Consider the following 23,082-nt stretch of genomic DNA (forward strand, 5'->3'; position numbering starts at 1 on the left):
AACGCCTGGTATCAACGACCGCGATGCGCCTCGCGCGCGACGCGGGCGAAACGCGCGCCGCGGTTCAGCGCGATGCGCAGGCCCAGCGGCACCGACTCCCACGGCAGGCGGTCGAGCAGGTTGCGCGCGGTGAGCCCCAGCTCGGTGTCGCCGGTGAGCACCAGGCTGCGCTGGAAGAACAGCGTGTCGGCGTCCTCAAGACGGCTGGCGAGCAGCAGCAGGTCGGTGGCACTTCCGCGCACGCTGGCCTCGGGCTGCCCGTCGGTCACCACCAGCCGGCCGTCGTGCAGGGTCAGCACCCAGCACAGGCCGAGGTCGTCCACCTCGATGCCGAGCCGGCGATCCGCCATGAAACCCAGCGTGCCGTCGGCGATCGGTGCGGCGAGCACGCGCGCCATCGCGCGTTCCAGCAGGGCGTGCTGCCAGCGTGCGGGCAACGCCCGCAGCAGTGGCGCGAGCCGGCGCGGCGGCGGCAACAGGCGCAGCATCGACGCGGCGCGGGAAGGTTCGTTCGATGGATTCATGTCGCCGAGCATGACGGCTGTCCCGCCCTGCCCGCCTTGACCCGCGTCATCCGGCAGGCCTTGTTGCGCGCAGGCGTCGGCGATCACCAGGTCGAGCAATTGCGCCGCGGTGCCTACGGGCAGGTCGAGCCGCCGCGCCAGCCGCTGCCCGCGCTGGCGCACTGCGGATTCGCGCGCGGGATCGCGCGCCACCAGTCCGGCGCGCGGCTTGAGCCGCGCCACCAGATGCACCAAGCACCGGCGTGCCGCGAGCAGCAGCAACAGGCCGTCGTCCACCGCGTCGATCGCGCCGCGGGTACGCGCCAGCGCGAAACGTTCAGCGCGCATCGTCGGCACCTCCAGCGCGTAAAGCCTGCGCGGCGGGAAGCGCATGATCCCGATAGACGCGCCGCGCCTCGACGGGATCGAAGTCGGCGTGTTTGCGCTTCTTCACGCCGTGCTCGGACAGCACCAGGCGGGTGTCGGCCACCACGCCCGCGTTGGCGAGGCAGGCCGCGACGCACTTCAGCACGCAGCCGTCCAGCGCAAGGATGCGCCGTCCGCTCCGCGCGGTGCGCACCAGGCCGGCCACGCCGCCGCCCACGCCGGCGATGCAGGACATCTCCGCGGCGCCGGCGCGATCCAGCCGCAAGGCGAGATGGTTGGCCATCTGCGCTGCGCTGGAACAGCCGGAGCAGGAATACACCAAAGGCAGATCGCGATTCATCGATACGTCCTCAGACCGTTTTTCCCACGCGGCGGGCGAAGCCATGCGCGTTGCGCAACGCGCGCCACAAGGCATGGCCGTGCACGGCCCAGGCGCCCAGCTGCGCCAGCCCCGCCAGGCGAGCCAGCCACGGCTGCGGCCACAGCACCGCGAGCGCCAGCGGTGGCGCGGCCAGCATCTGCACCCGCAGCACGCCCTGCTTCGCCGCATCCGGCAACAGGCGCTGCACGCCGGGAATCTGCACGCCGCGCGGCACTCGGCGGCGCAGGCCGATCCAAACAATGAAAGGCACGATCTCCATCGCCATCGCGCCGACCAGCAGTGGCAGGCCCACGCCCAGCGCCAACGTACCGGCCAGCATGCCGCGACCGCAAAGCAGCGCCACTGCCGCCGGCAGCAACGCGAGCAGGCCCAGCCGCCACTGCCGGTACAGCGCATTGCGGCGCGCCGCCGGCACCGGCCGTTGCAGCCACAGCGCGGTCAGCGCGAACGCGGCGCCGCCGATGGCCACGACCGATGGCAACGCGACGCCCGCGCCATGCGCGAGATGCCACGCCGCGGCCAACGGCAAGGCCAGCGCCACGCTGCCCAACCAAATCGCCTGCATGCGCGCGGGCACGCGGCCGGTGGACTGGAACATCGGCATGGTCACCCGCCCCACCGCGGCCAGCAGCAACACCATCCAGCCCAGCACGCCGAAAGCCGCATGCGCGTCCACCAGCACCGGCGACCAGGGCCGCAGCCCTGCCAGCCGCATCGCCAAGCCGGAGCCGATGAGCGCAGCCGCCACGCCATAACCCAGCGCGACGCCGACGCCCGTGCGCAGCAGGCGCTCGCCCATGGCGGCGAACAGGCCGGGCAAGGTCATCGCCGCCAGCCACAGGAAGGCCAGCGGCAGTAGCACGGCGGCAGCGAACAGACAGATACGGAACGAACCATGCAGGCCGATCACCAGCAACAGCACGCCGAGATTGAACAGCGCGTGCAGCCACGGCGCGGCGCGCGGCCAGCGCAACGACGCGCCTGCCGCCGCCGGCAAGAACTGCAGCAGGCTGCCGAACATCGCGTTGCCCAGCACGCCCAGCGTCCACACGTGCACCAGCGCCAGCGTGGCCGGATGCCAGCGCGCGTGCAACGGCGCCGCGCCGTCCATCAGCAGCAGCAAGCCGCCCGCCATGCCCCAGCACGGCATGGCGAACAGGAAACGCAGCGGCAGGTTCGCCGCCGGCGCCTGCTCAAGCCGCAGCTTCGTCATCGCCGGGGCAGCGGATCACGACGCGCACGCTGCCGTCGGCCTGCGGCGCTTCCGGTTCCGCGTCGTAGCCGAGATGGGCCAGCTCCATCAGCAGCGGACGCGGCAGCCGCGGCGCGACGATGGCCACCGCTTCGCCGTGTCGCAGCTGCGCGGCGGCGGCCAGCGCGCGCATCATGGGTTCAGGCGCTTCGAAGCGGCGCAGGTCGAGTTCGTCGGAAATCATGCGGGCATTGCAACATCCGTCATGCCGTGCCGGCGCTGACGCAGGTCAAGCGTCGGCACGACAACCGTTGCGATCGCGTCAGAACTTGTACGCGATCATCACGCGCTCATAGACGAAGGGCTGGTTGCCCGGGTTCAGACCAACGCCTCCCGTGGAACGCTCCCAGCGGTTGCGCAGCGACAGGCCCTTGAGATAGCCGTCGAAGTTGTAGGCGACATCGAAATACACGTCGTGGCTGTCGCCGCTCAGCGCCGTGGCGTACTTCGCGTAGGCGGCCGTGAGCTGCAGGCGGTCGTTGAACAGGCCGTAGCCGAATCTGGCCTTCCACGCATGGCCCGGCCCCTGCTCCACCAGGCCGCGGATCATCGACGTGGTGTACAGCGGATCGCTGACCCAGCCGGCGGTATACGGGGACACCAGGGCACCGTTGCCGACCGCGCCATCCTGCTGCTGGATCCGGTTCCAGGACACGTCGAACTTGCCGTGCGGAATCGCCACGCCGAGGTCGGCGCCCCAGGCCTGGCTGTCCACCTTGCTGCCGTCCACGCCGAAAAGCCTGGTGCGGTCGGCCACCAGCAGGCTGCCCGAGCCGGCATGCTCGTCCACGTACTGCGCGGCGACGAAGGGATCGAAGCCGGTACCGGTCTTGATCGTGTAGCTGCCTTCGGCGTAAGCCATGTGCGCGAAGTCGATGAAGTCGTAGTACCAGGCCTGACCCTTGAAGCCGCGCGCGGCATAGCTGCTGCCCAGCGCCCAGGTGCCGCGCGCCGCGCTCGCGTTCGCCGGCAAGCCGCCGATGCCGCCGTACATCGCATCGCCGCGCCAGGTCGCCGGGTAGTACAGGTTGTCGAAGTGGTAGTCGCCCGAAGCACGGCTCTTCCAGCCGAAGCTGCGCAGCGCCTGCACGTCCCAGCCCGTGGCCGGCTTGAAGTCGGCCAGCAGCGCCTGGTACGAGGCCGGCAGCATGCGCGAATCGCTGCTGCCCATCCAGGGCGTGTTGAGGTACTGCTCGCCGGCACGCAGCAACAGGCTGTCGTTCCGGTATTGCACGTAAGCCTGGCTCAGGGCGCTGACCGTGTTGCTGGTGCCCATCAGCGTGGTGTCGATCTTCGCCGGATCCGAGGAACCCGTGCCGAGGGCGTTGGCGCTGACCAGCGAGGCGCCCAGGCTGAAGCCATTGCCGAACGGGGCGGTCTGCGCGTTCAACAGCAGGGCCGCAGACAGCGCGTGGGCATCAGGCTTGGCATCGCTCGAATACAGGCGGCTGAAATCGTACAGGCGCAGTTCGCCGTCGACGTGGCCCTGGGTGAATACGTCGCCGAGGGTATCGGCGTACGCGCCGGAACTGAGGCTGCCCAGCACGGTTGCGGCAGCGAGGGCAATCAGGGTGTGACGCATGGGGAGGCTCCAGACGTGGGGAAAGAGAGCGGTGGATCGGATGCGCGATGCAAACGCCGCGCGCGCCGCACCGTTCGCCGGACGAGTTCGCCGGTATCGCGATGCTTGAAAGGGGTGCAGTGGCCCGCCGCCGATCACATTCCGTCGAGCTGGTGCCTGATCGCTTCGACGAAGGCCGGATCGAGCTGCCCGATGTGCGTGGTGCGCGCCGCGATGCGGCCGTCGGCGTCGAGCAGGATCAGCTCGCTGGAATGGTTGAACTCGCCATCGGGCAACTGGCGGTATTGTAGGGCGAGTGCGCCGGCCAGCTGGCGCACGTGCGCGGCGTCGGTGCGCGCCAGCGTCCACGGCGGCGTGGCGAGCCCGCGCATCTGCGCGTAGCGTTTGAGCGCGGCCACGCTGTCGCGCTGCGGGTCGAAGCTCACCGCGAGCAGATCCAGCTTCGTGCGTTGCGCCACCGGCATGGCCTTGTACGTGGCCTGCATGCTGTCCACGATCATCGGGCAGACCATCCGGCAGGAGGCGTAGAACAGTGCGAGCACCTGCGGCCGACCACGCCGCGCCGCGAGCATCTGGCGGTGGCCGTCCTGGTCGGTGAGCTGGATCTTGAGCTGGTACACGGAATCGCCGGGCAGCGGCTGGGCGGCGCGGGCCACTGCGCACGCGAGCATCAGGGCAAGAAGCGGAAGCAATCGTTTCATCGTGGGCCTCGCAAAAAAAGCACAGTGCCTTGCTGGATGTCGGGGAAGGGCTTTCCTGCCCTCCCCCGACTCGCCCAAGCCGGCCTCTGGCCGGCCTGGGCTCCGCCGCGGAATCGCAAAGCGATTCCGCGCGTGCGGCCCATCCCTGGGCCGTGGGTTCCTCAGGGCTTCGCGCAGCGGAAGCCCAGGTTGCGGGTGGTGTCGGAAGCCTTCAGCGCGGAGAGCACCGCGATGCGCATCAGCACGGCGTAGTTCTCCTTCTGCCGCAGGGCGAGCGCGCCGGCACCGCAGAATTGCAGGACGTCGGGATCGTTCTGGTCGCGGCTGTCGCCGGCCACCAGCAGGGCGTTGAAGTCGTCCACCCACTCCCACACCGGCCCGGCGATGTCGCGCACGCCGTAGACGTTGGGCGCGCCGCCGATGTCCGGTAGGGGCGCGCCGGACGGATGCGCGTTGCCGGACAGCTGGGCCTGGCGCCACGCCGGGTCGCCGCGCGCGTCGCGGCGGCTGGCATCGGCCGCCGCCGCGTATTCCCATTCGTACCAGGTGGGCAGGCGCGCGCCTTCGCTTTCGCAATAGGCCTCGGCAGCGAACCAGCTCACCTGCGTCACCGGCTGCCGCGGGCCGGCCGCCGTGCCCAGCGCGGCCGGCCCCGCCCAATGCGCCAAGTAGTGCGCATCGGCTAACAGGCTGGCGACGCGGTCGCGCCGCCAGTCCGGGTGGGCCTCCACGAAGGCGAGGAACTCGGCGTTGGTGACCGGTTCGGTGCGCAGCAGGAACGGCCGGATGTTCGCCGGCGCATCCTTGCCGTCGGCCGGGATCGTGCTGGCGAAACGCGCGGCGGGCAGCGGCACGTAGCGTGCCGCCGTGGCCGAACCCGCCAGCGCGAAGAGCAGCGCCGGCAGGCAGCGTTGCAGCCTGCCGGACATGCTCAGTGCCCCGCCAGCGCGGTGGCCGGCGCGCGGGCGCGGACGCGCGCCACTTCGTCGGCCGTGACCTTGCCGCCGGGGTTGCCCCAGGTGTTCAGCACGTAGGTGAGGATGCTGGCGAGCTGGTCGTCGCTGAGCTGGCTGAACTGCGGCATCACCGAGTTGTAGTCGGTACCGTTGACGGTGATCTTGCCGTTCAGCCCGTGCAGCGGAATCGCGATCAGGCGATCCTTGTCCTGCTGGCTGAGCCGGGCCAGGAAGTCCGACTTGGCCAGCGGCGGAAACACGCTGGGGATGCCCTGGCCATTGGGCTGGTGGCAGGCCGCGCAGGTGTTGGCGAAGTGGGCCTGGCCCGTGGCGAGCTGCGCCGTCTTGCCGGGCGCGGCGGCGGGCGCCGGCGCGGCCGGTGCGGCGGCGGGTGTCGCGGGCGCCGCCGGTATCGCGTGCATGTCGGCATGCTCGTTCGCGCCGGCGGCCGGCGTGGGCGCGGTGCCCGAGAAGACCTCCGGGTTGGCCGGGCCGTCGACCTTCAGGATGCCCAGCGCGCCCTTGTTGAAGGCGCGGAAGATCGCGTGGTCGACCATGGTGAACGAACCGGGCACCGGGGTGTGGAACTGCACCGTGGCGGCGCTGCCCGGCGGGATGCCGATGGTCTGCACGTCGTGCTGCGCCTGATCGAAGCCGCCTTCCCAGGCGTCGTCGAAGACGGTGCCGATCACGTGGAAGCTCGAGGTGAGGTTGGGGCCGCCGTTGCCCACGTAGAGACGCACGGTGTCGCCCACCCTGGCGGTCAGCGCATGCGCGCCAGTGAGCGCGCCTTCGCGGCCGTTGAACAGCACGTAGGTCGGCTGCTCGGCGATGGCCTTCTCCATGTCGAACGTCTGCAGGCCTTTGTCGTGGTACTTGCCGGCCGTGTAGAAATCGCCCTGCATCACGTAGTACTCGTGATCCACTTTCGGCAGCCCCTTCGCCGGCTCCACCAGCATCAGCCCGTACATGCCGTTGGCGATATGCATGCCCACCGGCGTGGTGGCGCAGTGGTAGACGTACAGCCCCGGATGCAGCGCCTTGAAGCTGAACTCCGAGGTGTGGCCCGGCGAGACGAGGCTGACCGCGGCGCCGCCGCCGGGGCCGCTCACGCTGTGCAGGTCGATGTTGTGCGGCATCGTGTTGCCGGCCGCGTTCTTCAGGTGGAACTCCACCGTGTCGCCCTCGCGCACGCGGATGAAGCTGCCCGGCACGGTGCCGCCGAACGTCCAGAAGGTGTAGGTGGCGCCGTCGGCGATCGGCATCTGCTTCTCGATCACTTCGAGATCGACGACCACCCTCGCCGCGTAGTCGCGCCGGATCGGCGCCGGCACGGCGGGCGGGCTGGTCAGCTCGGCGTGCACGACGGGTTCGCCCTGCACGCGGCTGGCGGCCGGCACGGTGTCCGCGCTGGCGGTCGGTACGGGCGACCTGTCGCCGCACGCGGCAAGCAGCATCGCGGCGCTCAGGACGGTGGCACACAACGTGATTTTCATGGCATGGCTCCTTGGTTGTCGGGGCCATGCTGTGCGGCTTCGCGCGGAGCGCGCTTGACCGCCGTCAGATTCGTCCGCGCGGCAAGGCGGCTGCGTCAAGTCACCACAGTGCGGGGGCGGAATGCGCATGCCGGGCGCAGCATGTGGAATGCGAAACGGCCCACCGCGCGGCGAGCCGTCGATGCTGAAAGTTGCGTCCGTCGCCCCAGCGTTCATGGCCGTGCTCTTGCTCGTCATTCCGGCGCAGGCCGGAATCCAGTTGCCGTGCGGCTTGAGCGAACATGATCGCCACTGGATTCCGGCCTGCGCCGGAATGACGAGCGTGAAAGCGAACAGGTTCTCAGGCCATCAGCAGATGACGGCCCAGCTCGCGCAGCTGCGGGAGATCGGTCAGGTACAGCATGCGGCCCTTGACGCGGACGATCCCCTTCGCGCGGAAGCGGCTCAGCGTGCGGCTCACCGTTTCGGAGGCCAGGCCGAGATGGCTGGCGATGTCGCCGCGCGACATGCTGAGCTGGTAGTGCGTGCCGGCGAAGCCGCGCGCGGCGTAGCGGTCGCCGAGGTCGACGAGGAAGGCGGCCATGCGCTCGTCGGAGCTGTGGTCGCCCGCGTGCAGGTTGGCCAGGCCCAGCGGCCTGCTGATCAGGCGAAACAGGTGCCGCTGCACCGCCGGCTGGCGCGTGGCCAGCAGGCTCATCGCCTGGAACGAGAAGCGGCAGAACTGCGCGTCCTCCAGCGCCACCGCGTCGCACGGAAAGCGATCCGGATAGATCGCGTCCAGCCCGATCACCTCGCCCGGCAGGAAGAAGCCGAGCACGTGCTCGCGGTCGTCCTTGTCCAGCTGGCGCGTCTTCACCGTGCCCGAGCGCACCGCGAACACCGCACCGAACGGATCGCCCTGGCGGAACACGGTTTCGCCGGCGCGGTACGGGCCGAGGTGTTCCATCAACCCGTGCAGCGGCGACAGCTCCGGCTTGCCGTAGCCGACCATCGCGCACGCGCTGGACAGCGCGCAGCTGCGGCAGAACTCCGACGCGCCGTCCGTGCCGGCGGCCCAGCGTGCGTCGGTGCGGGTTTCCACGGCGGATCCGTTCATCGTCCGCTCCGTCAGATGGTTCGCGAGAACCGCGGCGCCGACGCGGCCTTGCCGAGGTAGGCGTCGAAGCACATCGCCACGATGCGCAGCAGCAGACGGCCGCGCGGGGCGACCCGGATGCTGCGCTCGTCCACCGCCACCAGGCCGTCGCCGGCCAGCGCGCGCAGGCGCTCCAGCTCCGCCGCGAAGTAGTCGGCGAACACGATGCGGCGCTGTTCGCCGAATTCCCGCATGTCCAGCTCGCCGTAGCACATCAGCTGGCCGATGGCCTCGCGGCGGATCAGGTCGTCCTCGCTCAGCGCCAGGCCGCGCGCCACCGGCAGGTGGCCGTTGTCGATGGCGGCATAGTAGCCGGTGAGGTCGCGCGCGCTCTGGCTGTAGCTGTCGCCGATGCGCCCGATGGCGCTGACGCCCAGCCCCACGATGTCGCATTCGCCATGGGTGGAATAGCCCTGGAAATTGCGCTGCAAGGTGCCCGCTCGCTGCGCGGCCACCAGTTCGTCGTCGGCGCGCGCGAAGTGATCCATGCCCACGTAGGCGTAGCCGGCCTCGTTCAGGCGCGCCAGCGCGCGGCCGATCAGCGCGAGCCGCGTCGCCGGGTCGGGCAGCTCCTCCGCCTTGATCTGCCGCTGCGCCTTGAACATCTCCGGCAGGTGCGCGTAGGCGTAGACCGCCACGCGATCCGGCGCCAGCGCGACCACCTCGTCCAGCGTGCGCTCGAAGCCCGCCACGGTCTGCCGCGGCAGGCCATAGATCAGATCCACGCTGGTGGAGCGGAAGCCGCTTGCACGCGCCGCCTCCAGCACCTCGCGCGTCTGCGCCACGCTCTGGATGCGGTTCACCGCCGCCTGCACCGCCGGGTCGAAATCCTGGATGCCCACCGAGATGCGGTTGAAGCCCAGCTCGCCGATGCCGCGGATGTAGTCGGCGTCGGCGAAGCGCGGGTCGATCTCGATGCCGAACTCGCGGCCGCGCTCGGTGGCGAAGCTGAAATGCCGCGCCAGCACGCCCATCAGCTCCTGCATGCGCGGCACGTCGAGGAAGTTCGGTGTGCCGCCGCCGAAGTGCAGCTGGGTCACCTGGCGGTCGAGATCGAACAGCTTCGCCACCAGCTCGATCTCGCGGTACAGGCGCTCCAGGTAACGGTCGGCCTTGTCCACCTCGCGGGTGATGATGCGGTTGCAGCCGCAGTAGAAGCACGGGCTGGCGCAGAACGGCACGTGCACGTAGATCGACAGCGGCCGCGGGATCGGCTCCTCGTTGGAAGCCTGGATCGCCGCGCGCAGCGCCCGCTCGCCAAAGTCGGCGTGGAACTGCGGCGCGGTCGGGTAGCTGGTGTAGCGCGGCCCGGCCACGTCGTAGCGCGCGATCAGCGCGGGATCGAATTCGGGGATCTGGATGGCATGGTTCATGGGCGCAGTGTGCGCAAGGGCTTGCGGCCCGGCATTGACGCGCATCAAGCCGGTTGCCGCACCGGCATCGCCTGCCGGCGGCATTCAAGCTTCGCCCCGGATGACCGATAACGCTTCCTACGGCGGCACGCACGCGGCAGGGAATTGAACATGCTGGTTCTGGTTGGATCGTTGATCGTCATCGGTTGCGTGCTGGGCGGCTACGTGCTGTCGCACGGCCACCTGCTGGCGCTGTGGCAACCCTACGAATTGATGATCATCTTCGGCGGCGCCATCGGCGCCTTCCTCACCGCCAATTCCAGCAAGGTGGTGAAGGACGCGCTGCGCGAGATCGCCGGCCTGGTGAAGGGGCCCAGGTACCGTAAGCAGGATTACGTCGACCTGCTGGCGTTGATGTACGACATCTTCGGCGTGATGCGCAAGGAAGGCCTGCTCGGCATGGAGGAGCACATCGAAAATCCGCAGGCCAGCCCGCTGTATTCCGCCTATCCGCGCCTCATGCGCGAACACCACCTGGTCGAGTTCATCAACGACTGCCTGCGCCTGATCGTGGGCGGCAACATGGAGCCCGTCGAGCTGGAGGCGCTGCTGGACGCGGAGGTGGAAACCCACCACATGGAGGCCGAAATACCCGCGATGGCGGTGAGCAAGATGGCCGACGCCCTGCCCGGCTTCGGCATCGTGGCGGCGGTGCTGGGCATCGTCACCACCATGTCCAACCTCGGCGGCGACACCTCCGCCATCGGCGAGCACATCGCCGGCGCCCTGGTCGGCACCTTCCTCGGCATCCTGCTGTGCTACGGCTTCATCGGCCCGCTGGGCGCCGCGATGGAGGCGCGGGTGCGCGAGGACGGCAAGGCCTTCGAGTGCGTGAAGGTGGGGCTGCTGGCCAACCTGCGCGGCTACAACCCCAAGGTGTCGGTGGAGTTCGCGCGCAAGGTGCTGCCCGCCTACGCCCGGCCCAACTTCCAGGATCTGGAGGACCACCTCAGCAAGGCGCACACCGGGGCCGCCGCATGAGCGAGTCGGGCCCGACCATCATCATCAAGCGGGTGAGGAGGCGCGGCCATGGCCACCACGGCGGCGCCTGGAAGGTGGCTTACGCCGACTTCGTCACGGCGATGATGGCGTTCTTCCTCGTCATGTGGATCATCGGCGTGGGTACGCGGCAGCAGAAGGCGGCGATCTCCGAGTATTTCAAGAACCCGAGCGCCACGCCGGGCAATGCAACGCTGGCGCCACCGGGCAAGATGGGGCCCGGCGGCGCCAGCGACTCGATGATCACCCTGGGCGGCGCGATGGATCTCTCGCACGGCCCGGGCAAGGATCACCACAACGGCCCGGTGGGCCGGCTCGCCGCGGCGGACGTGGAAAAGCAGGCGCTCGAACTCGACCGGACGCGCCTGGAAGAACTGAAGAAGCAGCTGAACGCGGCCATCCAGAACAGCCAGGCGCTGGCCCCGTTCAAGGATCAGCTGCTGATCGACATCACTCCCGAGGGGCTGCGCATCCAGATCGTGGACAAGGAGAACCGGCCGATGTTCGACCTGGGCAGCGCGCACCTGAAGGACTACACGCGCACGATCCTCGGCGAACTGGCCAGCTTCATCAACCAGGTGCCCAACCACATCAGCATCACCGGGCACACCGACGACGCCCCCTATGGCAACGACAGCGGCTACAGCAACTGGGAGCTGTCCACCGACCGCGCCAACGCCGCGCGCCGCGCCCTGATCGCCGGCGGCCTCGCGGACGACAAGGTGTCCCGCGTGGTGGGGCTGGCGGCCTCGGTGCCACTGGACAAGGCCAACCCGGGCGACCCGGTCAACCGGCGCATCAGCATCATCGTGATGACCAAGCAGGCCGAAGCGGCGGCGCTGCCGCGCAGCGTGACGGGATACACCCCCGCATCCACGCCCGGCGATGCGGCGCCCGATGCGCAGAAGCCCGCTGGCGAACCCGCGTCGGCGGGCAGCGCCGCGCATGCCGAAGCCTCGCCGTCCGCAGGAGCCTCCGCCAAGGCCACTCTGCCGTCGCCGCCGGTGATACACGCGGCGCCCGCCAGCGCCCCACCGCGGCCGGGCGGCTGACGCGGCAACGCTTGCGTTGCGCATGCCGCGACGGCATGCACACGCATCGCAAGCCTGCATCTACCGCATCGCGGCCGCCCGTTCCGGGCGTGCCGCCGCATGCGTGCCAGCATCCGTGAGTCGATATGCCGCAGCGGCCCCCACCGCCGCCGGTCGGCATCGCCGAGCCCATGTCCCTTTTGTCTGACCCAGGTCAGGAGCAGCCCGCGACACTCCGCCTAGCATGCCGCCACTTCGCCCACCCAACCCAACGAAGAGGCACGCATGTACACAGACTCCCTCCCTGCGGGCCGCGCCGGCCCGCAGGATCGCATCAGCCGCGTACTGGTCTGGATTCTCGTCGCCGTCGTCGTCGCCTGCGCGGCCGGCATGCTGGCCGCCACGCGTTCGACCTACCGGCAGGCCGCGCCGATCCCGCAGCGGATGGTCGCCGGCGACGGCAGCGTGGTGATGAACTACGCCGACATCGTGGCCGGCAAGTCGGGCTTCCAGAAGGCCGACCTGATGGACTACGGCAGCCTGTACGGCATGGGCTCGTCCTTCGGCGAGGACTACACCGCCGAGTACCTGGTGCAGATCGCCAAGGCGGTGCAGGACAACCTGGCGCAGGCGCGCTACGGCAAGCCGTTCGACGCCCTCGGCGCCGACGAGCAGTCCGGCGTCACCGCCACGATGCGCCAGCAGCTGCAGGGCATCGACCTCAGCCAGCCGCAGGTGGCGCTGCCCGACGCAGTGGCCAAGGCCATCGGCACGCTGCGCGAGCGCATCGGCGAATCGCTGCGCCGCGACGACTTCACCAAGGGCTACACCGGCGCGCGTGCGCTGGATGCCGCCAGCGCGCGGCAGACCGCGAGCTTCCTGCTCTATTCCTCGCTGACCACGGTGGCGCGCCGCCCCGGCAAGGCTTATTCGTGGACGTCCAACTGGCCGTCCGAGCCGCTGGTGGGCAACAGCCCCACGCCCAGCACGTTCACCTGGACGTGGGCCTCGTTCACCATGGTGTTCTTCGCCATCGGCGCGATCCTGGTGATCTTCCGCCTGTGGATCGAGCCGAAGGCGCCGGGCGAAACCTTCGAGCCCGTGCTTGAGAGGTTCCTCACGCCCACGCCCAGCCAGAAGGCGCTGTGGAAATACTTCCTGGTGGTGGCCGGCGTGTTGCTGGTGCAGATCCTGGCCGGCTCGATCATGGCGCACTACTACACCGAGCGCGCCAGCTTCTACGGCATCGGCATCGACAGGTGGCTGCCGTTCGCCTTCCTGCGCAGCGTGCACCTGCAGGCGCCCATCGTATGGATCGGCGTGAGCTGGATCGGCGCGGGGCTGTTCCTCGCCCCGATCATCGGCCGCGGCGAGCCGCGCGGGCAACGCTTCCTGGTGAACCTGATCTTCTGGGTGCTGGTGGCCATCGTGGCCGGCGCACTGACCGGCGACTACCTCGGCATCGCCGGCACGGTGGACAAGCACTGGTTCTGGTTCGGCAACCAGGGGTTGTCCTACCTGGAGCTGGGCCGCTTCTGGCAGATCCTGTTCTTCGTCGGCCTCGCGGTGTGGTGCCTGGTGCTGCTGCGCGCGTTCCTGCCCACGCTGAAGGCGCTGTACCGGCAGGGCGGCGGCACGCTGTACGGGCTGTTCCGCATCGAGCACCTGCTGTGGATCAGCACGCTCACCGTGGCGCTGTTCTACGTGTTCGGCATGATCCCGCTGGGCACGCCCAACCCCTCGTTCTCGATCACCGACTTCTGGCGCTGGTGGGTGGTGCACCTGTGGGTGGAGCTGGCCTTCGAGCTGTTCACCGCCGCGGTCACCGGCTACTTCCTGATGGCGCTGGGCCTGGTGTCGCGGCAGATGGTGGAGCGCGCGGTGCTGTTCGAATGGATCCTCATCGTGATCGGCGGCGTGCTGGGCACCGGCCACCACCTGTACTGGGCCGGCGAGCCCGGCCTGTGGGTGGGCGTGGGCAGCATGTTCTCCTTCATCGAGGTGCTGCCGCTGGTGCTGCTGGCGCTGGAGGCGATCGAGCAGCAGAGGCACATCCGCGGGAAGAAGGACTTCCCGTACAAGCTCGCCTACCTGTACATCCTGGGCGCGGCGTTCTGGAACTTCGTGGGCGCCGGCGTGTTCGGCGGCGGCACGCTCAACGCGCCGCTGGTGAACTACTACGAGCACGGCACCTTCCTCACGCTCAACCACGCGCACACCTCCATGTTCGGCGCGTTCGGCCTGCTGGCGATTGGCCTGATCTACATGGTGCTGCGCTACTTCAACGGCGAGCGCGCGTGGAGCGACCGCTGCGGCGTGTGGGCGTTCTGGCTCTACAACGCCGGCCTGGTGATGTGGATCGTGCTGAATTTCTATCCGATCGGCTGGCCGCAGCTGGAAGCGGTCTACACCCACGGCTACGCCTACGCGCGCAGCCTCGCGTTCTACGACACCACCACGTTCTGGCAGTGGATGCGCATGCCCGGCGACATCGTGTTCGCCGCCGGCGCCGTGCTGATGGCCTGGGACTTCGTGGCCAAGCTGCGCCGGGCGCGCATCGAAAAGGGCCAGCCGTAGGCTGGCCCTCCTGCGGCTGGCGCGACGCACGTGCCAGCCCGCCTTGGCCGCCCGGTTCACGCCGGGCGGCATTCGTCAAAGCCACTCAGCCGGTGCCTTTTTCGTGCACGCAACAAAAATGCGTGGCCGCAACGAAAACGTTTCGCATCAAAAATGTTGCACGCAACATAAATGATGCCATACTGCACCCACACCACGGCCAGGACGGACGGATGAAGTACAGCGAGTTCATACGGTGGCTGAAGCGGCAGGGCGCGACGTTCGAGCCGGGCAGAGGGAGCCACCAGCTGGTGCGGTACAAGGGAAAGTCCTCGGTTTGCCCAGACCACGGTTCCAAGGAGATAAGCGAGCCACTCCGCAAGAAGATTCTGAAAGACCTCGGCCTCAAGTGAGGCCGGAGCACCGCAAAACCACGACATCACGAAGTTGCGAGGTTCACCATGTTCTACGCCGTCAAGCTGACCCCCATCGAGCGGGGCGAAATCATGGTCACCTGTCCCGACCTGCCAGAACTGACCACGGTGGGCGACAACGAGGTCGATGCCCTGCGCGAGGCGCTGGATGGCATCGAAAGCACGCTGCTGCTGTACATGCAGGAGCGCCGCGACATTCCCGAACCGAGCGCGCCCAAGCGCGGTCAGCGCGTGGTGCAATTGCCGCCGCTGTCGGTGGCCAAGGTGGGGTTGTACCGCGCCATGCGCGCCAAGGGGCTGAGCAAGGCCGAGCTGGCGCGCCGGCTGGGCGTGCCGCGCCCTTCAGTGGATCGCCTGCTGGATCTGCGCCACCTGTCGAAGCTTGAGCAGGTACAGGGCGCGCTGGAAGCCATCGGCTACCGCATCGAGCTGCAGGTGCTTGCGGCGTAGCTAGCCAGCGTCGCTTTCCGGCGCGTTGTCCACGCCGGACGGCTTGCATTCCGATCCAGCATGGTGGTGAAGCTGTTGTCTACCAGCCCGTGTTCGGCGCGCATTTGAAGCCCTGCATGATGCCCCGCCTGCTTGCCGGCAGGCGGCACCGGTGCCGGTCATGCTGCGCAGCTCTGGACAGGCGGTTACGCCGCCGGCCGGCCCGCTTCGCCGTGCCAGTAGCCGTTGCGTGCGGCGATGCGCGGCGGCGGCTGCAGCGAGCCGCAGGCAAGGCGGTAGTGGGCCACGGTTTCGGCCATCCCCTCGGCCTGCGGATACAGGCGCAGCACGTCCACGCCCAGTTCGCGCAAGCCGGGAAGCTCGGGGCCGAGGTCGGTGATTTCCTCGCCCTGGATCTGGATGCCGTTGATGCGCAGGAAGGGCTTGCCTTCGCGGGTGGCGAGCGGCAGGCCATCGGGATGGTCGATGCAGCGGAAGCCGCACTGATCCTTGGGCACGTCCAGCGCACGCGCGGTGAAGCAGCGTGCGGAGTACGACAGCGGCAGGCGCCCGTAGGCGATCACTTCCAGCTCGGGCATGGCGAAGCCGGCGGCCAGCATGGCGTCGCGCAGCTCGCGCACCAGCGCACTGCCCTGCTCCACGCCGGGCACCCAGCGGCGCAGGCCGTCGTCCATCAGCAGCTTCAGCGCCGCGTGGTTGTAGACGTTGAGCGTGGGGCCGGCCACGAAGGGCACGCCGCGTTCGCGGCAGAGCTGCACGGCGGAGAGATCGTTGGCCTCGACCCAGCCCTGGCCTTCGGCGACCAGGCGCTTCAGCGCGCCCAGCTCGGATTCGGCCTCGATCAGCGCCAGCGAGGAGAGCACCACCTGCTTGCCGCTTTCGGCGAGTTCCGCGGCCAGCGCGATCCAGTCGGCGGTGGAAAGCTCGCGGCGCTTGCTGCACACCGTCTCGCCCAGGTAGACGATGTTGACGGGCCAGTACGCCGCGGCGCGGTAGAAGGCATGCGTGCTTTCGCGCGGCCAGAAGTATTGCAGCGGGCCAAGGCTGAGTTTCATCGCGGCCTCCTCAATGCCAGCGGCGGTGATATGGGCCGAGCGTGGTCTGGTGGCCTTCGGCGTGCCGGGTCAGCGCCTGTTGCCACGCCGGCCGCGCCGACCAGTCGCCGGGTGCGGCGCGGTAGCGATCCAGCGCGTCGCGCCAGGTGTGCGTCACCGAGGCCACGTAGGCCACGCCGCGTTGGCGGCCCTCGATCTTCAGCGCCGCCACGCCCGCCGCGGCAAGGCGCGGTAGCAGCTCCAGCGTGTTCAGGCTGGTGGGTTCCTCCAGTGCGTGGAAGGTTTCGCCGAGCACCTCGTAGCGGCCCTTGCACACGGTGGGATAGCCGGCCGGTTCGCCGGGTTCGAAGCGGTCGATCAGCACCTCGTTCACGCGCACGCTGCGGCGGCCGCCTTCCTGTTCCTCCCAGCGCACGGATTTCGCCGGCGAGCACACGCCGTGGCGGTTCGGCCCCGCGCCGGTGACGTAGCTGGAAAGCTGGCAGCGCCCCTCCACCATGATGCACAGGCTGCCGAAGGCGAACACCTCCAGCGGCACCGGGCTGGTTTCGCACAGGCGCTCCACCTGCTGCACCGAAAGCACGCGCGGCAGCACCGCCCGGCTGATGCCGAAGCGTTCGTGCATGTAACGCAGCGCCGGCGCGGTGGTGGCCGAGCCCTGCACCGAAAGATGCCGCGCCACGCCCGGATGCGTGCGCGCGGCGTAGTCCAGCATCGCCAGCTCGGCGACGATGATCGCGTCGCAACCCAGCCCGGCGGCCTTGTCCACGGCCGCTTGCCATTGCTTCAGCCGCGCGCTGTCGGGATAGGTGTTGAGCGCGAGGTACACCTTGCGGCCGCGGGCGTGCGCGTACGCGATGCCCTGCGCTAGTTCCTCGTCGGAGAAGTTCAGGCCGGGAAAGGCGCGCGCGTTGGTTTCGTTGCGCAGGCCGGCGTACACCGCGTCGGCGCCGGCGTCGATCGCCGCCTGCAGTGCCGGCAGGTTGCCGGCGGGACACACCAGTTGCATGGACAGCGCTCCGCACGATGAAGGAGCGCGCATCGTGGCCGCGACGGATTGGCGCGCCCTTGATGCGGATCAGTTTGCCGCGAAACTTGCGTGGCAGCCGGCCGCACGCGCGCGCAACGGCGCTTTCGGCTGACGCCGGTCAAGGCCATGCAGGGCGATGCGATCCACGATGGCCGCGTCGAAGCGGAAGGCACCAGGCGGATGACCGACTACATCCAGGCGTGGCAATGCATCGGCTGCGGCAAGATCGAGGCGCCGCAGCCGTGCATCGGCGTGTGCAGGGATCGCAAGGTGTTCATGGTGGGCAAGGAGGAGCACGACGACGTGCTGGCCCGCAACGCCGCGCTGCAGGCACGGCTCGCGCGCGCCCACGCGATGCTGCTGCGCTTCGGCCTGGCCACGCCCCGCGAAGGCCAATGGGAAAGCTCGTGGCGCGCGCTGCAGGCGCAGGTGCGCGAGACGCTGGCGTTGCTGGCGGATGACACGGCCGAGTCGCCGTGATTCAGCGCGACGACGGCGGGATCGCCAACGCCTCGTCGCTGGCGCGCAGGCGGCGGTGGATCGCGTCGAGGTGCTCCAGCAATTCGGCGCGCGCCCCTTCGGCGTAGGGATTCTCGCGCTGGATCGCGGCGAACAGGTGGCCGGCGTCGCCGCGCACCGCGGCGAGCATGTTGGCCAGGCCGAGGAACGAAGGCGGTGCCATCGAGAGGTCGTCGCCCACGCCCATCTCCACCAGCGCGCGGGCGATGAAGAACGCCAGCGCGTGGGTCTTCGCCATCGCGCGATCGTGCGCGGTGGCATCCTGCGCGATCACCGCGCAGCCCAGCGACTCGAACAGTGTCCGCGTGCGCTCGGCGGCTTCCGGATGGTGCGCGCTGGCGCACAGCACGGTGCGCAGGGGTTCGCCGCGGGCGATGCTGAGCGGCCCGAACAGCGGATGCGTGCCGGCGTGCGCGATCGCTTCGCCAAGATGATGGTCGAGCAGCTCGCAGGGATGCTGCTTGACGCTGTCCACGTCGATCACAGTCTGCTGCGGCGCGAGCAGCGGGCGCAGCTCGCGCAATGCCGGCTCCAGTTGCGGCACCGGCATCGCCAGCACCACCCATTCGGCACCGGCGAGCGTTTCGGCCGGCGTGGCGCGCGCCAGTTCCGCGGGCACGTCCGCCTGCGGGTCGAACACGCGCAACTCGTGGCCGGCGCGGCACAGCAGATCGGCGAATGCGCGACCGAAGCGGCCATGGCCGAACAGGGCAAAGATCATGAGAGGGTTCCGTGGCTGGCGAACGCACCGGGGCGGTCGGGCCCGGCGTCGGGTATCGATGGTCGCAGCGCACGCCACAGCGCGTCCACCCTCGCCTCCACCGCGCTGTCCGGCACGATCGGTATGCCCCAGTCGCGGCTGGTTTCGCCCGGCCATTTGTGCGTGGCGTCGATGCCCAGCTTCGAGCCCAGCCCGGCGACCGGACTGGCGAAGTCGAGGTAGTCGATCGGCGTGTTCTCCACCAGCATCGCGTCGCGCGCGGGATCGACGCGGGTAGCGATGGCCCAGACCACCTGCTTCCAGTCGCGCGCGTCGATGTCCGCGTCCACCACGATCACGAACTTGGTGTAGGTGAACTGGCGCAGGTACGACCACACGCCCATCATCACGCGTCGCGCGTGGCCGGCGTACTGCTTGCGGATGGCCACCACCGCGATGCGGTAGGAGCAGGCCTCCGGCGGCAGGTGGAAATCCACCACCTCGGGAAACACCTTCTGCAGGATCGGCACGAACAGCTCGTTCAGCGCCATCGCCAGCACCGACGGTTCGTCGAACGGCGCGCGGCCCATGTAGCTGCCCTGGTAGATCGCGCCCTGGCGCAGGCGCATGCGCTCGACGGTGAGCACGGGGAAGCGATCGCACGCGTTGTAGTAGCCGGTGTGGTCGCCGAACGGGCCTTCCAGCGCGGTATCGCCGGGATGGATGAAGCCTTCGAGCAGGATCTCCGCGCCGGCCGGCGCGTCGAGGCCGGTCAGCTCGCTGCGCCACACGCGCGTCCGCTCGCCGCGCAGCAGGCCGGCGAATTCGTACTCGGACAGCGTGTCGGGCACCGGCGCCACCGCAGCCAGCGTGGTGGCCGGGTCGGCGCCGATCGCCACCAGCACGGGAAAGGGCTGGCGCGGGCGATCCGCGCACCAGTCCGCGTGATCCAGCGCGCCGCCGCGATGCGGCAGCCAGCGCATGATGACGCGGTTCGGGCCGATCACCTGCTGACGGTAGACCGCCACGTTCTGGCGCTGGCGCCGCGTGCCGCGCGTGACGACCAGGCCCAGCGTAATCAATCGCCCCGCATCGCCCGGCCAGCAATGCTGGATCGGCAGGCGCGCGAGGTCGATGCCCTCGCCTTCCAGCGTTTCGTGCAGGAAGGTGGCCTCGGCCACCGGCTTCGGCGCCACGTGCGCGAGCTGCGCCAGCTCGGGCCAGGTGGCCAGCGCCTGGCGCAGGCTCGCCGGCCAGCGCGGCTCCTTGATCGCCGCGAGCAAGCTGCCCAGCTCACGCAGCGAAGCCAGCGGGCGCCCGGCCAGGGCCAGCTCGATGCGGCGACGGTGGCCGAACAGATTGCCGAGGAAGGCATGCCCGGAACCAGCCGGATGCTCCACCAGCAAGGCGGGGCCGTCCTCGCGCAAGGCGCGATGGCACAGCGCGGTGGTTTCCAGATGCGGATCCACCGGCGCCTGCACGCGCAGCAATTGCTGCTGGCGTTCGAGCCGGGCGAGGAAGGAGCGCAGGTCGTGATGGCTCATGGCATGGGCCCATGCGCCGCCGGTGGACGCGGTTACCTTGATCCCTGTCAGGCCCGGAGCGAGTTCGCTGTCGCTACGATCCTTTCACCGCCACGCATCCACGCGCCCGCCGGCCAGGCATTGCTTCAGCGACTCGCGCACCGGGACGATGTCGATGCCGCACGCGGCCAGCCAGGCGGGGTCGAACAGGGTTTCCGCATAGCGTTCGCCGGGATCGCACAGCAGGCTCACGATGCTGCCGCGCTCGCCTCGTTCGCGCATGCCGGCGGCCAGTTGCAGGCAGGCGACCAGGTTGGTGCCGGACGAGCCGCCGTAGCGGCGGCCGAGCAGTTCTTCCAGCAACCAGGCGGCGGCGATCGAGACGGTGTCGCCCACTTCCACCACGCGATCCACCACCTCGAACAGGAAACCGGGCTCCACCCGCGGGCGTCCGATGCCTTCGATCAGGGTGGGCTGCCGCGCCGTCGCGCCACGGTCACGCGTGCGCCAGCATCTCCAGCGCAAGGTGAACCCAGCGCCGTTCGGCCTCGTGGAGCGGGCTGCCCAGCACGGCGACGGTGTCGTCGTCGTATCCGTCCCGGCGCCAAGGCTCCTTTGTCGTCGCGATGCGTGGCGACTCGGCACGCTCGCCGACGGCGAGCCGCATGTTCTCGGTTTCGGCCATGGCCATCGGCTCCGCGTGCGCTTCGGGAGCGCCAGTGACGCATGCCGGATCGCGCGCCGCGATGATCCAGGTCAGTTCCGGCCCGCAGGCCTACCGCTTGGCGCGGAAGAACTCGCGCAGCATGGTCGAGGACTCGTCGGCCAGCAGGCCGCCCTGCACCACCAGCCGGTGGTTGTGGCGCGGGTCGATCAAGGTGTCGAACACGCTGCCGGCGGCGCCGGTCTTGGGATCGGTGGCCGCGTACACCACGCGGCCGATGCGCGCATGGATCAGCGCCATGGAGCACATCGCGCAGGGCTCCAGCGTGACGTAGAGCGTGGCGCCGACCACGCGATGGTTGGCGAGCTTCTCCCCCGCAGCACGCAGCGCCATCACCTCGGCATGCGCGGTGGGATCATGCAGGGTGATGTTGCGGTTCCAACCCAGCCCCACGATCTCGCCGTTCAAGACAAGCACCGCACCCACCGGCACCTCGTCCTCGGCGTCGCGGGCATGCGCGGCGAGCTGCAGCGCACGGCGCATGTGGGCTTCGTCTTCGGCGGTGAAGGGCTGGCGGTTTTCTTCGGTCATGTGGGTGAACGGTAAACGATCACGAGAAAGCCGGCGCGCTGCCTGCTTTCTGGCCGCGCATCATACCGGACGCTGGCACTGGGTCGCCGAGGCATATTCAACGGAGCGCCCTGCCCCTCACATCGCGTATCTCAATACAAACCTGCAACCGCTTCGCGAGAAAACCAGCGTGAGAGGGCTTGAACCACCTCGCCTACGTCGGGCTCGCCGTCGCAGGCCCAGGCCACGACGCCATCGGGCCGGATCAGCAGCGCGCTCAATCCCAGGCAATCTTTCGCTTCGCCGGCCGAATACCTGAGCTTGCCTTCCAGGCGCTCGCCGATCGCCCGAAGCGCTGGACGGGCGCCGAAATCGAGAAGGATGCCAACTCCATCACGAAGCAGGATGCCAAGCCGCGTGCCGTCCGCGAACTCGAAGTCCGGGCAACTGCGGCCCACCAGCGGATGTCCGTTGCCCAGGTCGTAGCGCAGCGAAACGCCCCACACCCGCTCGGCGAAGTACGTCGCGCCGTCGCGTGTGCCGATCAGGTCGCGCACGACGGCTTGCAGCGCGCGCGAGCTCGGCCGCATCAGCGCGACCTGCGCGCGCGTCCAGTCGAGGACGCGCGCACCGACAGGATGCCGCTCCGCGGTGTAACTGTCGAGCAGGCCTTCGGCCGCCTCGCCGCGAAGGGTGGCGGCCAGCTTCCAGCCGAGGTCCATCGCGTCGCCCAGCCCGAGGTTCAGGCCCTGCCCGCCCAGCGGCGAATGGATGTGCGCGGCGTCGCCCGCCAGCAGCACGCGGCCCATGCGGTAAGTCGTGGCCTGCTTGCTGCGGTCTGTCCATGTCGAAGCGACATGCAAGGCCTTGAGCGTTACGTCGGTGCCGGACACACGCCGCAACACCTCCTGCACATGCTCGCGCGTGAGCGGCTGCGTGCGATGGAATGCGCCGCCATCGAAGTCGGCGACCGCGATCGTCCCGGGCTGCCACTGCGTGTACATGCCAGCCGGGGTGTAATGGCGGCCAAGCGGGAGCGGCGAAGGGTCGGCGATGTCGGCCTGGATGGAGTACCCCGTGAACTCCGGCTCGGTGCCGGCGAACTCGAAACCGCCCTGCTTGCGCACCGTGCTGCGGCCACCGTCACAGCCCACCAGCCAGCGCGCGTGGATGCGCTGCTCACCGGCATGGACGACGACTTCGTCGCCCGAGGCCTCGAAACCCTCGACGCCATGGCCGCGCCGGATTTCGGCGCCAAGGGAAAGCGCGCGCCCGGCGAGAACGCGTTCGAGATGCGCCATTTCGACGCCCAGTTGCGCATCGGCTGGGCCGGGCAAGCGATACGGCCACCGCGACGCGTCGATGTTGGCGTAATCGAACTGGAGTCCGGCGAAATGGCCGGCCGGCCCGCGACGCTGCGATCCGGCATCCATGGATCCGGGCCTCGGCTGGCCGTCCATGCGAGGCTGCGAGGCGACCTGCTCCAGCAGCCCGCGCCGATGGAACGCCTCGACGCTCGGCCCCCACAGCCCGCGCATGCCGAACGGGAGTTGCTTCAGCGACGTGTGCGGATCGCACGCCTGCTCCAGCACCAGCACAGAAACGCCCGCGAGGCGCAGCTCGCACGCCAGGAATAGGCCGACCGGGCCAGCTCCGGCGATCACGACGTCGAAAAGCGAAGAAGAAGGATGAAGGTCGTGCATGGAAGGCTCCCGTGTGGTCGATGCGATCGTTCCACCGGAGCG

The 23,082-nt window shown here is 69.4% G+C and carries 24 protein-coding genes; 6 read left to right on the forward strand and 18 right to left on the reverse strand.

Going from position 1 to position 23,082, the window contains the following annotated elements; all coding sequences use genetic code 11:
• Positions 1-11: 11 nt before the first annotated feature.
• The 10 genes from ubiT to hemN form a co-directional block, all read right to left on the reverse strand.
• Positions 12-851: a ubiquinone anaerobic biosynthesis accessory factor UbiT gene (gene ubiT / locus ACZ5Z2_RS08940; RefSeq protein WP_464761602.1), complete on the reverse strand. Its 840-nt coding sequence runs from the start codon at positions 849-851 to the stop codon at positions 12-14.
• Positions 841-1,230 (reverse strand): putative zinc-binding protein, encoded by a 390-nt coding sequence (locus ACZ5Z2_RS08945; RefSeq protein ID WP_464761603.1) that lies wholly within the window; start codon positions 1,228-1,230, stop codon positions 841-843. The genes ubiT and ACZ5Z2_RS08945 overlap by 11 nt, the downstream gene beginning before the upstream one ends.
• Positions 1,231-1,240: 10 nt before the next feature.
• Positions 1,241-2,485, reverse strand: a complete 1,245-nt coding sequence (locus ACZ5Z2_RS08950) for a hypothetical protein (protein ID WP_464761604.1) — start codon at positions 2,483-2,485, stop codon at positions 1,241-1,243.
• Complete coding sequence (locus ACZ5Z2_RS08955; RefSeq protein ID WP_464761605.1) at positions 2,466-2,708, reverse strand: DUF2249 domain-containing protein; 243 nt, start codon at positions 2,706-2,708, stop codon at positions 2,466-2,468. The genes ACZ5Z2_RS08950 and ACZ5Z2_RS08955 overlap by 20 nt, the downstream gene beginning before the upstream one ends.
• Positions 2,709-2,786: 78 nt before the next feature.
• Positions 2,787-4,106 carry a hypothetical protein gene (locus tag ACZ5Z2_RS08960; RefSeq protein WP_464761606.1) on the reverse strand — a complete coding sequence of 440 codons (1,320 nt, stop codon included), beginning with the start codon at positions 4,104-4,106 and terminating at the stop codon, positions 2,787-2,789.
• Between the two features lie 134 nt (positions 4,107-4,240).
• Positions 4,241-4,807 carry an SCO family protein gene (locus ACZ5Z2_RS08965; RefSeq protein ID WP_464761607.1) on the reverse strand — a complete coding sequence of 189 codons (567 nt, stop codon included), beginning with the start codon at positions 4,805-4,807 and terminating at the stop codon, positions 4,241-4,243.
• 161 nt (positions 4,808-4,968) lie between these two features.
• Entirely contained in the window at positions 4,969-5,736 is a 768-nt protein-coding gene (locus tag ACZ5Z2_RS08970) for a formylglycine-generating enzyme family protein (RefSeq protein WP_464761608.1), read from the reverse strand.
• A gap of 2 nt (positions 5,737-5,738) precedes the next feature.
• Positions 5,739-7,259 (reverse strand): copper-containing nitrite reductase, encoded by a 1,521-nt coding sequence (gene nirK, locus ACZ5Z2_RS08975; RefSeq protein WP_464761609.1) that lies wholly within the window; start codon positions 7,257-7,259, stop codon positions 5,739-5,741.
• 340 nt (positions 7,260-7,599) lie between these two features.
• Entirely contained in the window at positions 7,600-8,355 is a 756-nt protein-coding gene (locus tag ACZ5Z2_RS08980) for a helix-turn-helix domain-containing protein (protein WP_464761610.1), read from the reverse strand.
• Positions 8,356-8,366: 11 nt separating this feature from the next.
• Positions 8,367-9,767, reverse strand: coding sequence for an oxygen-independent coproporphyrinogen III oxidase (hemN, locus tag ACZ5Z2_RS08985; RefSeq protein WP_464761611.1), 1,401 nt, complete (start codon positions 9,765-9,767; stop codon positions 8,367-8,369).
• Positions 9,768-9,917: 150 nt separating this feature from the next.
• Here hemN and motA point away from each other — a divergent pair, with 150 nt between their 5' ends.
• From motA to ACZ5Z2_RS09010, 5 genes are all read left to right on the forward strand, one after another.
• Positions 9,918-10,787, forward strand: coding sequence for a flagellar motor stator protein MotA (motA, locus tag ACZ5Z2_RS08990; RefSeq protein ID WP_464761612.1), 870 nt, complete (start codon positions 9,918-9,920; stop codon positions 10,785-10,787).
• Complete coding sequence (gene motB / locus ACZ5Z2_RS08995; RefSeq protein ID WP_464761613.1) at positions 10,784-11,857, forward strand: flagellar motor protein MotB; 1,074 nt, start codon at positions 10,784-10,786, stop codon at positions 11,855-11,857. The genes motA and motB overlap by 4 nt, the downstream gene beginning before the upstream one ends.
• Before the next feature lie 264 nt (positions 11,858-12,121).
• Positions 12,122-14,413, forward strand: a complete 2,292-nt coding sequence (locus tag ACZ5Z2_RS09000) for a nitric-oxide reductase large subunit (protein WP_464761614.1) — start codon at positions 12,122-12,124, stop codon at positions 14,411-14,413.
• Between the two features lie 212 nt (positions 14,414-14,625).
• Positions 14,626-14,805, forward strand: coding sequence for a type II toxin-antitoxin system HicA family toxin (locus ACZ5Z2_RS09005; RefSeq protein WP_464761615.1), 180 nt, complete (start codon positions 14,626-14,628; stop codon positions 14,803-14,805).
• A gap of 48 nt (positions 14,806-14,853) precedes the next feature.
• Positions 14,854-15,276, forward strand: a complete 423-nt coding sequence (locus tag ACZ5Z2_RS09010) for a type II toxin-antitoxin system HicB family antitoxin (RefSeq protein WP_464761616.1) — start codon at positions 14,854-14,856, stop codon at positions 15,274-15,276.
• A 185-nt stretch (positions 15,277-15,461) separates the two neighbouring features.
• Here the strand turns inward: ACZ5Z2_RS09010 and ACZ5Z2_RS09015 are convergent, their stop codons facing one another.
• On the reverse strand, positions 15,462-16,331 hold the full coding sequence (locus ACZ5Z2_RS09015; protein ID WP_464761618.1) for a U32 family peptidase: 870 nt from the start codon (positions 16,329-16,331) through the stop codon (positions 15,462-15,464).
• Between the two features lie 10 nt (positions 16,332-16,341).
• Entirely contained in the window at positions 16,342-17,340 is a 999-nt protein-coding gene (ubiU, locus tag ACZ5Z2_RS09020; protein ID WP_464761619.1) for a ubiquinone anaerobic biosynthesis protein UbiU, read from the reverse strand.
• 90 nt (positions 17,341-17,430) lie between these two features.
• Here ubiU and ACZ5Z2_RS09025 point away from each other — a divergent pair, with 90 nt between their 5' ends.
• On the forward strand, positions 17,431-17,841 hold the full coding sequence (locus ACZ5Z2_RS09025) for a hypothetical protein (protein ID WP_464761620.1): 411 nt from the start codon (positions 17,431-17,433) through the stop codon (positions 17,839-17,841).
• Position 17,842: 1 nt separating this feature from the next.
• On the opposite strand, the gene ACZ5Z2_RS09030 is transcribed toward ACZ5Z2_RS09025, so the two are convergent.
• The 6 genes from ACZ5Z2_RS09030 to ACZ5Z2_RS09055 all read right to left on the reverse strand — a co-directional run bounded on the left by ACZ5Z2_RS09030 (position 17,843) and on the right by ACZ5Z2_RS09055 (position 23,040).
• A complete protein-coding gene (locus ACZ5Z2_RS09030) occupies positions 17,843-18,601 on the reverse strand; it encodes a prephenate dehydrogenase/arogenate dehydrogenase family protein (RefSeq protein WP_464761622.1) in 759 nt (252 codons plus the stop codon).
• Positions 18,598-20,124 carry a UbiD family decarboxylase gene (locus ACZ5Z2_RS09035; RefSeq protein ID WP_464761623.1) on the reverse strand — a complete coding sequence of 509 codons (1,527 nt, stop codon included), beginning with the start codon at positions 20,122-20,124 and terminating at the stop codon, positions 18,598-18,600. The genes ACZ5Z2_RS09030 and ACZ5Z2_RS09035 overlap by 4 nt, the downstream gene beginning before the upstream one ends.
• Before the next feature lie 84 nt (positions 20,125-20,208).
• The gene (locus ACZ5Z2_RS09040; RefSeq protein WP_464761625.1) at positions 20,209-20,544 is read right to left on the reverse strand and encodes a hypothetical protein; all 336 of its coding nucleotides are present in this window, start codon (positions 20,542-20,544) and stop codon (positions 20,209-20,211) included.
• Positions 20,545-20,599: 55 nt separating this feature from the next.
• Positions 20,600-20,788, reverse strand: coding sequence for a hypothetical protein (locus ACZ5Z2_RS09045; RefSeq protein ID WP_464761627.1), 189 nt, complete (start codon positions 20,786-20,788; stop codon positions 20,600-20,602).
• Between the two features lie 90 nt (positions 20,789-20,878).
• A complete protein-coding gene (tadA, locus tag ACZ5Z2_RS09050) occupies positions 20,879-21,358 on the reverse strand; it encodes a tRNA adenosine(34) deaminase TadA (RefSeq protein WP_464761628.1) in 480 nt (159 codons plus the stop codon).
• A 131-nt stretch (positions 21,359-21,489) separates the two neighbouring features.
• Positions 21,490-23,040, reverse strand: coding sequence for an FAD-dependent oxidoreductase (locus ACZ5Z2_RS09055; RefSeq protein WP_464761629.1), 1,551 nt, complete (start codon positions 23,038-23,040; stop codon positions 21,490-21,492).
• Positions 23,041-23,082: the final 42 nt, after the last annotated feature.

This window comes from Rhodanobacter sp. G1 (assembly GCF_055397855.1).